Source organism: uncultured Desulfovibrio sp. (genome assembly GCF_944324505.1).
Lineage (GTDB): Bacteria > Desulfobacterota > Desulfovibrionia > Desulfovibrionales > Desulfovibrionaceae > Desulfovibrio.
The window spans coordinates 277,594-286,935 of the sequence record NZ_CALUWO010000001.1; the positions used below are offsets into that span (position 1 = coordinate 277,594).

Consider the following 9,342-nt stretch of genomic DNA (forward strand, 5'->3'; position numbering starts at 1 on the left):
CCTACTGCTTGCGGATCAGCACCAGCCCGTTCTTGGGGCCGGGCACGGAACCTTTGACCAGAATGACGTTGTCTTCGGGACGCACGTCAACAATCATAAGGCCCATTTCCGTCACGGTTTCATCGCCCCAGTGGCCAGCCATCTTGCGGCCCTTGAAGACGTGGCCGGGGAACGTGTTGTTACCCACGGAACCATTGTTACGGTGCACCTTTTCGCAGCCGTGGGTGTCCTTGGAACCGGCAAAGTTCCAACGGCGCATACGGCCCTGATAGCCCTTACCGATGCTGGTGCCGGTCACCTTCACCTTGTCGCCGGCGGCGAACATTTCCACGGTGAGCTGCTGCCCGGCTTCCATTTCCGGCGCGCCCTCGAGGCGGATTTCGCGCAGGTGGCGGTACAGGCCCGTGCCGGCCTTGGCGAAATGACCGCGCATGGCCTTGCTCACGTGCTTTTCCTTGGCGTCGGTCAGCGCGATCTGCAGCGCGTTGTAGCCGTCCTTTTCCACCGTTTTCACCTGGGTGACGGGGCAGGGGCCAGCCTGAATCACGGTCACGGGCACAGCGGCACCGTCACCGGCGAAAATACGGGTCATGCCAAGCTTGCGACCCAAAATTCCCATTTTCTCAGCCATGACTGCCTCTCACTAGAGCTTGATTTCAACGTCCACGCCAGCGGGCAGAGAAAGCTTGCCAAGCGCGTCGACGGTCTGCTGCGTGGGTTCAAGAATATCCATAAGCCGCTTGTGGATGCGCATTTCAAACTGCTCACGGGACTTTTTGTCCACGTGCACGGAGCGCTGGATGGTGTACTTATGGATGTTGGTGGGCAGAGGAATGGGTCCCGCCACACCAGCACCGGTATTGCGCGCCGTGTCCACGATTTCCGCAACGGCTTTGTCCAGAATGCGGTAATCGTAGGCCTTGAGCTTGATCCGAATGCGATCGCTGCCAACTGTCGTCATGTTGCCTACTCCGTTTGAAAAAACATCCCGCGCCGGTTGGGTGCAACGCAGGTTCCTTCACAAACACACACGAGCCAGAAGAGGCCCGATGGGCCGCCTACCCCGGCGGACATCATTTGGGCAACGTAAGGGGGGCGCTTCATGCAGCGCGCATCACAGGAGCCGGCGAACCGGCAAATCGGAGGAGTGTGGACGCCTGAGCGTGCCTGCATCATCCGTGTGATGCTCCCCGGCGCAGCCCAGGCCTGTCATCGGCTGAAGCGATGACGAGGTGGTCCCGCAGGGTCACCAAATGGGGGAAACCCTCCCCCGTACCTTACAGCCCCGGGGCGTCGCACCTTGCGACGGGATCCGTCTTCGGGCTGGAACGGCTCGACATTGTCCGGCATCTGGTAACGCCTGCACATGTCAAAGTCTCCGCCATGCGGAGATACAGCAGGACAGACTCGATCTGCCCTTCCCTGCCGTCCAGGGATTACCTCGATTGAGGTAGTGGTAAACTATAGCCATATGACCAGCGACCGTCAAGCCTTTTCTGCCTGACTGCCGCTGCCTGTGGCCGTGTGGGAGCTGTATAGCCGAGACGCCCGCAGGATGCAAGCCCTTTCTTGGTCCGTCCGCCTCGCCGGCCGGGCGCCGCGGTCATGCGCCCGAGCCGTCCCGGGCGGCACAGGCGGCACGGGACAGGGCCGCAGGAAGGCTCCCCGTTCCGCGACCCGTACCATGCGCAAGTGCCCGCTGCCAGACCGCACCTGATGCCCGTCAGGCCGTGCGGCTGCCCACCGGGGTACTCTGCCCCAGCAGGGCGCGGGCATAGTCCTCGCCGCTGAAGGGGCGCAGGTCTTCCAGTTTTTCCCCCAGACCCACAAAGGTGATGGGCAGATGCTCCTGCATGGCCACGGCGATGGCCACGCCGCCCTTAGCGGTACCGTCCAGCTTGGTGAGGATAAGCTCGTCCACGCCGGCGGCCTCCTTGAAGAGCTTGGCCTGCGACAGGGCATTCTGTCCCGTGGTGGCATCAATGACCAGAACGGTGCGATGCGGCGCACCGGCATGCTTCTTGCCCAGCACCTGCCGTATCTTGGTCAGCTCCTCCATGAGATTGGTCTTGGTCTGGAGACGGCCGGCCGTATCCACAAAGAGAATGTCCACCTTTTCGGCAAGGGCGCGGTCCATGGCCTCGTACGCCACGGAGGCCGGATCAGAACCGGCAGGACGACTGTGGAACAGGGCGCCCACGCGCTCGGCCCAGACCTGAAGCTGCTCGATGGCTGCCGCCCGGAAGGTATCCGCCGCCGCAATCATGACCTTCTTGCCCTGCATGCGGGCACGGTGCGCCAGCTTGGCAATGGTGGTGGTCTTGCCCACGCCGTTGACGCCGATGAAGAGCACCACTTCCGGCGGGTTGACGGCCGTGATGCGCCGCGTGGTCTGGAAAATCTCGGCCAGTTCGGCCATGAGCAGCTCGCGCACGTTCTCCGCACGGGTCACGCCGGCCTTGCGGGCACGCTCGCGGAGGCGCTGCACCAGCTCCAGCGAGGCATCATAGCCCAGATCTGCCATGATAAAGAGTTCTTCCAGCTCTTCCCAGAAGGCCTCGTTCAGTTCGCCATGACTGGAAAAGAGCGCGTCCAGCCCGCGCGAGAACTGCTCGCGGGTACGGGCAAGGCCCTGCGAAATCTTGAGGAAAAGCCGGCTGCGCTCGTCCTCTTCGTCTTCCATGTCCAGGGCCAGAGCCAGACGGTACTGCAATTCGGAGCGGAAGTCCGCCACATAGCGGTAATCCATGCGCTCGGCCCACTGGCGGAAATCGTCCACAAAGGCCTGCGTTTCCTCCGGCGGGGCCTCCAGAGCGCGCAGCAGAAAGGTCAGGCGCTGCCACAGGGCATCGCCGGCCTCTTCCACACCATCAAGAATGATGGCCAGCCAGGCGGAAAGGCGCGGCTCGGCCTCGCGCAGGCGCAGGGTCAGGGATGCGGCCTCCTGGGCATCCAGACCAAAGGTTTCTGCCGGCGGCACGTCCTCGGGCGCCTCCGGCGCAGCAGAAGACACTTGCTGTGCGCCGTCCGGCTCCCGGACCGTTGCCTGCTCCCGGCTTTCTTCCGGTGCCTGCTCCCGGGCCGCCTGCGTTGCCGCCTGTGCCTCGTCCGTGGCACAGGGCGTCTCTTCTGCCCGGCCCTCTGCCGCTGCCGGTTCCACCGCCTGTTCCGACGAAGCCGGCTCCTCGACCTGCGCCAGCACCGCTTCCGCAACCGGTTCCGCAACCGGTTCCGTGGACGCCGCCTGCCCGGAATCCGCCTGCGCCTCTTCCGACGTCAGGGAAGACGGACCGACAGGTTCCTCTTCGGCCACCGCAGCCGCGGGAGCATCCAGCGGGCCTTCCCCGCCCTGTTCCGCAGCGCATGCGGGGTGCGCGTCTGCCCCGCTCTCCGCCGGGGACATCTCCGCCGGCTCGCCGGCCTGTGCCGCAGGCGCATCGTCCGCCGGCGCCGGGGGAACAGCCCCGGGTGCGGGCGCGCTGTCAGCCGCTCCCTCCCGGGCAGCATCCCCTTCCGGAGACTCCGCCTGCGGGGCAGCGTCCGGCGCCTCTTCAGGCGCGCCGGCCTTTTTGTTCTTCGTTTCCTCATCGGCAGCGCCGCCGCCGAACCATTTTTTGACTGCTGAAAAGAATCCCATATATCCTCACTTTCCGCTCTGCCGGCTGCCCAGTGCCTCAAGCACTTCGCGCAGGGCCACGGCGCAGCGTTCCACGCTCATGGCCCGGGCGGCACTGCCGGAATCACGCAGGGCTTCCCCCATGTCTCTGGCAGCTGCACCCAGCCGGTCAGCCCCCAGGCAGGGCGCCGCCTTTTCCAGCATGCGGCCCAGATGGCGCAGCCCTGTCAGCTCGTTATCCTCAAAAAGTCGCGTCAGCACCAGCGGTCCGCGCTCAAAGGTCTGCCGGAACAGACCGGCCGTCACCAGCCAGGCATCGGGATGGGCCTGCAAGTGGGCGCGCCCGCGCGCCTCGTCAATGGCGGGCGGCCGCTCTTCCTGCGGCGGCACCACCGCGGCGGGCCTGCCTGCCAGCGTCTGCGCACTGTCGGCAAAGCGCCGTACCAGGCTGGCATAGCGCCGCAGATTGGGGGCAGGACCGGGCGCGGCCTCCCGGCGGCGGTCACGCAGCCGCTGCCAGCATGCCGCAAGCCAGACGTACAGGCGTTGCGTGTCACCCCAGTACCAGAGCAGCAAAAGAAGGGCACCGCTCAGATAGACCAGCCAGAGGCAGGCCTGCAAGCGCACATGGCGCACCCCCTGGGCCACTTCCGCCTCGGCCGAACGGCGGGAAAGGTAGACCTCCACCTTGCCGATGACCTGGCCCTCCATGGAGAGCTGGCTCATGCCCTGCACCGCATGCTCGGTGATCTCGTCATCCCAGGGAACGGGTTCCCACAGATGATTGCGCCGTATGCCGTCAAAAAAGCCCTGCCGGGTCTGCACCATGATCCCGTAGATGCGCTCGTCTTCCATGAGGCTCATGACCACCGTGTGCATGCCCGGCTCGTCGCCGTCCCAGGCAGGCAGCGCCAGCAGGCCGGCCGCCAGAGCTGCGGCATGGCCCGCATCGCCGATAAGGCGGCCTTCCACCTCATGACGGATGGACGCCGTGCTCAGCACAAGCTGCAATATCACCAGCACAAGGCCCGCTGCCCAGACCCCCAGGGCGGACAGGCGACGCATCTTCCTTCTTTCCTTCATGGACAGTGTCCCGCTGTGACTCGTTTAGGGCTTCCGGCGGCCCATCTTCCGGCCCGTCCCGGGGCAGAAACGGCGCAGACGGTCTGCCAGCCGCCACAGGTCCGCATCCCCCAGCAGCAACAGGGTGCCGCCCCAGGCCAGCCCGCCGCCGGCAACGGACAGCAGCAGACAGCAGGCAACAGGCAGCCCGGCGCACAATTCCTGCACGCCCCAGGCCGCACCACCAGCCGCCAGTGCCCCCAGCAGCTGCATGCCGCAGAAGCCTGCGCCCAGCCAGGACGGTTCCCCGTCCACATGGGCACGGCTTGCCCGGCGCAGCAGGCGCCACAGCAGCCCTGTCTGCACGCAGAGCGCCGCACTGGCCGCCGCAGCCGCCATCCAGCCCTGCCGGGCCTCCGGCAGACTATGAATCAGAATGCCGCCCACCGCAAGCGTCAGCACCAGCACAGGAAGCGCGGTCAAGGCCGCAGCACGTTGCAGGCCTAGGGCATGACAGCCCGCCAGCAGGGTCCGGCTCATGGCGCAAGCCGGCAGGCAGCAGGCATAGGCGCACAGGGCAAGGCTGGCCGCCCCCACGGCCTGGTCCTGAAAGGCGCCATGCCCGAAGAGCGCGCCCACCAGGGGTTTGGCAATAACCATCAGCCCCACCATGGCCGGCAGGCAGCAACGCAGACTCCAGCGCAGGGCCTCGGCCAGCAGCCGGTGAAAATCTTCCCCGTTGCGGTCCCGCACCAGAGCGCTCAGGCGTGGCAGGCTGGCCATGCCCAGACAGACGCCCACCAGTCCCAGCGGCAGTTCCAGCAGACGTTCCGCATAATAGAGGGCCGAGACCTCGCCGTCACCACACAGGGAGGCCGGCAGCATGGCCGCCAGCATGGCCAGCTGCGGCGCGGTGGCCCCCAGTACCCCCAGGGGAACGCGGGCCAGCAGGCGCCATGGCCCCGTGACGGCGGCACTGCCGCCGCTGACAGCTTTTGCCCGGCCTGCCCCGACCTGCGCCCGCAGCGCCCGGCGGGCCGCCCAGTCCTGCAAGGCCCATTGCGCGCAGCCCCCCAGACTCATGGCCGATGCCAGCAGCAGCGCCACCATCCAGGGATCCGGCCGGCGCACCAGCGCCACCAGCGCCACGGCCAGAAACGTAAGATTGAACAGAACAGGCGAAAGGGCCGGCACACCAAAGCGCCCCAGCCCGTGCAGCACGGCCATGCCCAGCCCGGCCAGACCGGCCGTGAACACATAGGGCAGGCAGCAGCGCAGCAGCGTGGCGGCCTGCTCGCGTGCCGCGGCCTCCAGCCCCGGCGCCAGCAGCCCCATGAGGGGAACAGCCGCCAGCCCCAGCACCAGGCATAGCAGCAGCAGGGCCAGCGCCAGCCGCAGACCCAGCGCATGCACGGCCTGGCGCAGCGTCAGGGCTGTCCCGTCGCTACGGCCGCCCTCGCCGCGCACCAGCCCGGCCGTCAGCGTCATGGACAGACTGCCGTCCGCCAGCATGCGCCGGAACAGATGCGGCAGGCGCATGGCGGCCACCAGCACATCTGCCATGGGGCCGGTGCCCAGCAGCCAGGCGGTCATGGCGTCCCGCAGCAGCCCCAGCACACGTGACAGCAGGGTGCATGCCGCCAGCAGCGCCGCTGTGGACAAAAAGCCGCTGCCGGCAGCACGTTCACGAGGGAAAGACGTGGTCATGCCCAAAAACAGCGCCCCGTGCCCCTTGCTCTAGGGACGGTGCGGGTCCGGTTCGTGCTTCCAGTCCTGGACCACGGCACGCACAAGGGCGGCGCGCTCGGCGGGCAGGTCCTTGTAATGCTCGGCAAAGACATGCAGGCGCGTGGCGCCGCGCGGCGCAAACAGGCCCTTGACGCGGATCCAGCAGGGTTCCAGCAGAGCATTGAGATCATCCAGCACCGTATTGGTGATGGTTTCCATGAAGGACTGATGATTGCGGAAGGCAAACATGTAGAGCTTGAAGCTCTTGGATTCCACGCAGCGTTCGTCGGGAATGTACTCCACGCTGATGGTGCCCATGTCCGGCTGCCCCGTCACCGGACAGAGGGAAGTAAATTCCGGAAAGCTGATACTGATGACGTAGGGACGACCGGGAAAACGATTGGGAAAGGCCTCCAGCTGGGCAAGACTGGGGCCGCCCTGAGGTGTGGGCAGCTTGCCCGTGCCCAGGGCATGCAGGTGCGCCGTCTGGTCCTGGCTGTGGGTGGTCTGGGTCATGCTCTCTCCTCCTGGCGCGGAAGGCCGCGCCGCAGACTTGTAACCCAATGTGCTTGCGGCTACAATAGCCTGTTCCAATCACCCTGCGGGAGATCATCATGAACTGGAAACTTTCCCTGCGTGCCTGTTCCGCCGGCGACAGCCTGCCCCTGGCCCCTGCCGCTACCGGCGGCCCCGCCGGCCTGCCGGCCCACCTTCTGCAGGACCCTGCCCTGCGTGACGTTCCCTTTCTGCCGGTGGGCACGGTTTTCCACCAGGAAGACGGCCCCGGGCTGGCGCGCGTCACCGGCCATGTCTGGCTGCCTGCCTGCGGCGACGGCCACGCCCTGCGCTGCCCCCTGCTCACCGCCCTCACGGATCTGCCCGTGGGCGACGTGCTGCTGACGCCGACCAAGACAGGGCGCAGCCTGGCCTGGATCACCCTGTCGGACAAGGGGTCCCTGGGCCTGCGCACGGATACCAGCGGCCCCGCCCTGGCCCAGATGGTGGCCGAGGCCCTGCCCCTCTGCCATACCCAGGGCTTTCTGCTGCCTGACGAACCGGCCCCCCTGCGCGCCCTGCTGACGGAACTGGCTCTGGGACAGGGCTATGACCTTATTCTGACCAGCGGCGGCACGGGCATCAGTCCGCGCGACATTTCGCCGCAGACCACGGCCGCCGTGCTGGACTACCCGCTGCCGGGCTTCAGCGTGGCCATGCTTACGGCCAGCCTGGCCGTGACGCCGCGCGCGGCCATTTCCCGTGCCGTGGCCGGCGTACTGGGGCAAAGCATCATCATCAACCTGCCGGGCAGCCTCAAGGCCGTCCGGGAAAACCTGGCCGCCGTTCTGCCTGCCCTTGGTCATGCCCTGGACAAGCTGCACGGCGATCCCGCCGACTGCGGAGGTTAAACAGCCATGTCATCCTGTCTGCATACGGCAGCGCTTTTCTGCCGCATGGTCAAAATCGAGCATTCCATCTTTGCCCTGCCCTGGGCCTGGGCCGGTGCCGTGCTTGCCGCCGGCGGCATGCCGCCCGTGCTGCCCGTGCTCTTCCTGACCATTGCCATGGTGGGCATCCGCTCCTTTGCCATGGGCTTCAACCGCATTGCGGACCTGCCCTTTGACCGCGCCAATCCGCGCACCAGCGGCCGCCCCCTGGTGACTGGAGAAATCACCCTGGGCCGGGCATGGCTGCTGTGCGGCATTTCGGCCCTGGTTTTCGTGGCGGCCTGCGCCTGCATCAACAGCATCTGCCTGTGGCTGTCCGTACCTGCCCTGCTCTTTGCCGGCGCCTACAGTCTGCTCAAGCGCTTCACGCCCCTGTGCCACTACTGGCTGGGCGCCACCCTGGGGCTTGCGCCGCTGGCCGGCTGGCTCAGCGTCTCCCCCCAGAATCTGGGCCTTCCGGCCATTCTGCTGTTCTTTGCCGTGACCCTGTGGGTGGGGGCCTTTGACATCTACTATGCCTTTCAGGACCTGGACTTTGATACGGAAGCCGGCCTGCATTCCATCCCCGCCGCCTACGGCCCGGACACGGCCCTGACCATTGCCGGCTTTTCGCATATCATGACCTCCATCTTCCTGCTGCTGCTGGGCCTGGCTGCCGGTCTTTCGCTGGTATGGTACGCCTTCTGGCTGGGCATTTCCCTGCTGCTGCTGGTGGAGCACCGCATCATGCGCAGCCGCGATCTGAGCCGTGTGAACATGGCCTTCTTCACCCTCAACGGCATCATTGCGCCCCTGATTCTGGTGGGGGTGGTGCTGGGGCTGGTGCTGTAAATGGCCAGGAAACAGCGTTATCAATGGCAGAACGGCGCCCCGGCAGAGGCGGAAGCCCCTCCCAGTCGTTCGGAAATGAAGCGGCGCAGCACGGCCCTGCAGAAGATGGGCGAGGAACTGGCCGCCCTGTCTCTTACTGCTCTGGACGCCATGCCCCTGACCCCGGACCTGCGCCAGGAACTGCACCTGCTCAAGCGCATCACCGATCATGAAGGCCGCCGCCGCCAGATGCAGTTCATTGGGCGGCTCATGCGCGAGCAGGACGCTCCGGCCATCCGGGAGGCACTGGATGCCCTGGCCGCGGGACACCGGGCCGATACGGCCCTGTTTCACCGGGCAGAGCAATGGCGCAGCCGCTTTCTTGAGGAAACGCCCCCGCGCCTTGCTGCCCTGCTGGATGCCTTTGTGGACAACTGCCCCGCCGCGGCTGCGCAGCGCGACCAGCTGGAGGACCTGATACACGCCGCCCGCCAGGAGCAGGGCGCCCCCCATGCCCATCGCGCCCTGTTTCGCCGCATCATGGACTGCCTGCGCGGCTGAACGGGCGGCTTCGGCCAGGCGTCCCCTGCCCTGTCTGCCCGGGAATACGCATGGTCCCCGGGACAGACGCCCCGGCAGTCCTGACGCCTGGCGGTTGCCGATGCACAAATTTTTCCGGAC

Annotated in this window: 9 protein-coding genes; 3 read left to right on the forward strand and 6 right to left on the reverse strand. The window is 66.6% G+C overall.

Annotated features, from left to right (window positions below):
• Position 1: 1 nt before the first annotated feature.
• The 6 genes from rplC to queF all read right to left on the reverse strand — a co-directional run bounded on the left by rplC (position 2) and on the right by queF (position 6,922).
• Positions 2–631, reverse strand: coding sequence for a 50S ribosomal protein L3 (rplC, locus tag Q0J57_RS01365; RefSeq protein ID WP_297216088.1), 630 nt, complete (start codon positions 629–631; stop codon positions 2–4).
• Between the two features lie 12 nt (positions 632–643).
• Complete coding sequence (gene rpsJ, locus Q0J57_RS01370; protein ID WP_297216090.1) at positions 644–961, reverse strand: 30S ribosomal protein S10; 318 nt, start codon at positions 959–961, stop codon at positions 644–646.
• A 762-nt stretch (positions 962–1,723) separates the two neighbouring features.
• On the reverse strand, positions 1,724–3,202 hold the full coding sequence (gene ftsY / locus Q0J57_RS01375) for a signal recognition particle-docking protein FtsY (protein ID WP_363315451.1): 1,479 nt from the start codon (positions 3,200–3,202) through the stop codon (positions 1,724–1,726).
• Between the two features lie 441 nt (positions 3,203–3,643).
• The gene (locus Q0J57_RS01380; RefSeq protein WP_297216097.1) at positions 3,644–4,681 is read right to left on the reverse strand and encodes a hypothetical protein; all 1,038 of its coding nucleotides are present in this window, start codon (positions 4,679–4,681) and stop codon (positions 3,644–3,646) included.
• 42 nt (positions 4,682–4,723) lie between these two features.
• On the reverse strand, positions 4,724–6,385 hold the full coding sequence (murJ, locus tag Q0J57_RS01385) for a murein biosynthesis integral membrane protein MurJ (protein ID WP_297216100.1): 1,662 nt from the start codon (positions 6,383–6,385) through the stop codon (positions 4,724–4,726).
• A 30-nt stretch (positions 6,386–6,415) separates the two neighbouring features.
• Positions 6,416–6,922 carry a preQ(1) synthase gene (queF, locus tag Q0J57_RS01390; protein WP_297216103.1) on the reverse strand — a complete coding sequence of 169 codons (507 nt, stop codon included), beginning with the start codon at positions 6,920–6,922 and terminating at the stop codon, positions 6,416–6,418.
• A 98-nt stretch (positions 6,923–7,020) separates the two neighbouring features.
• Between queF and Q0J57_RS01395 the strand changes: the two genes are divergently transcribed.
• The 3 genes from Q0J57_RS01395 to yjgA are packed head-to-tail and all read left to right on the forward strand — an operon-like array spanning position 7,021 to position 9,222.
• Positions 7,021–7,812: a MogA/MoaB family molybdenum cofactor biosynthesis protein gene (locus tag Q0J57_RS01395; protein ID WP_297216106.1), complete on the forward strand. Its 792-nt coding sequence runs from the start codon at positions 7,021–7,023 to the stop codon at positions 7,810–7,812.
• Between the two features lie 6 nt (positions 7,813–7,818).
• Positions 7,819–8,682, forward strand: coding sequence for a 4-hydroxybenzoate octaprenyltransferase (locus Q0J57_RS01400; protein WP_297216108.1), 864 nt, complete (start codon positions 7,819–7,821; stop codon positions 8,680–8,682).
• On the forward strand, positions 8,683–9,222 hold the full coding sequence (yjgA, locus tag Q0J57_RS01405) for a ribosome biogenesis factor YjgA (protein ID WP_297216112.1): 540 nt from the start codon (positions 8,683–8,685) through the stop codon (positions 9,220–9,222).
• Positions 9,223–9,342 lie beyond the last annotated feature (120 nt).

Coding starts and splice junctions, on each gene's coding strand:
- queF (WP_297216103.1), bottom strand. CDS start 6,922: ATGACCCAGACCACCCACAGCCAGGACCAGACGGCGCACCTGCATGCC.
- rpsJ (WP_297216090.1), bottom strand. CDS start 961: ATGACGACAGTTGGCAGCGATCGCATTCGGATCAAGCTCAAGGCCTAC.
- rplC (WP_297216088.1), bottom strand. CDS start 631: ATGGCTGAGAAAATGGGAATTTTGGGTCGCAAGCTTGGCATGACCCGT.
- Q0J57_RS01400 (WP_297216108.1), top strand. CDS start 7,819: ATGTCATCCTGTCTGCATACGGCAGCGCTTTTCTGCCGCATGGTCAAA.
- yjgA (WP_297216112.1), top strand. CDS start 8,683: ATGGCCAGGAAACAGCGTTATCAATGGCAGAACGGCGCCCCGGCAGAG.
- Q0J57_RS01380 (WP_297216097.1), bottom strand. CDS start 4,681: ATGCGTCGCCTGTCCGCCCTGGGGGTCTGGGCAGCGGGCCTTGTGCTG.
- Q0J57_RS01395 (WP_297216106.1), top strand. CDS start 7,021: ATGAACTGGAAACTTTCCCTGCGTGCCTGTTCCGCCGGCGACAGCCTG.
- murJ (WP_297216100.1), bottom strand. CDS start 6,385: ATGACCACGTCTTTCCCTCGTGAACGTGCTGCCGGCAGCGGCTTTTTG.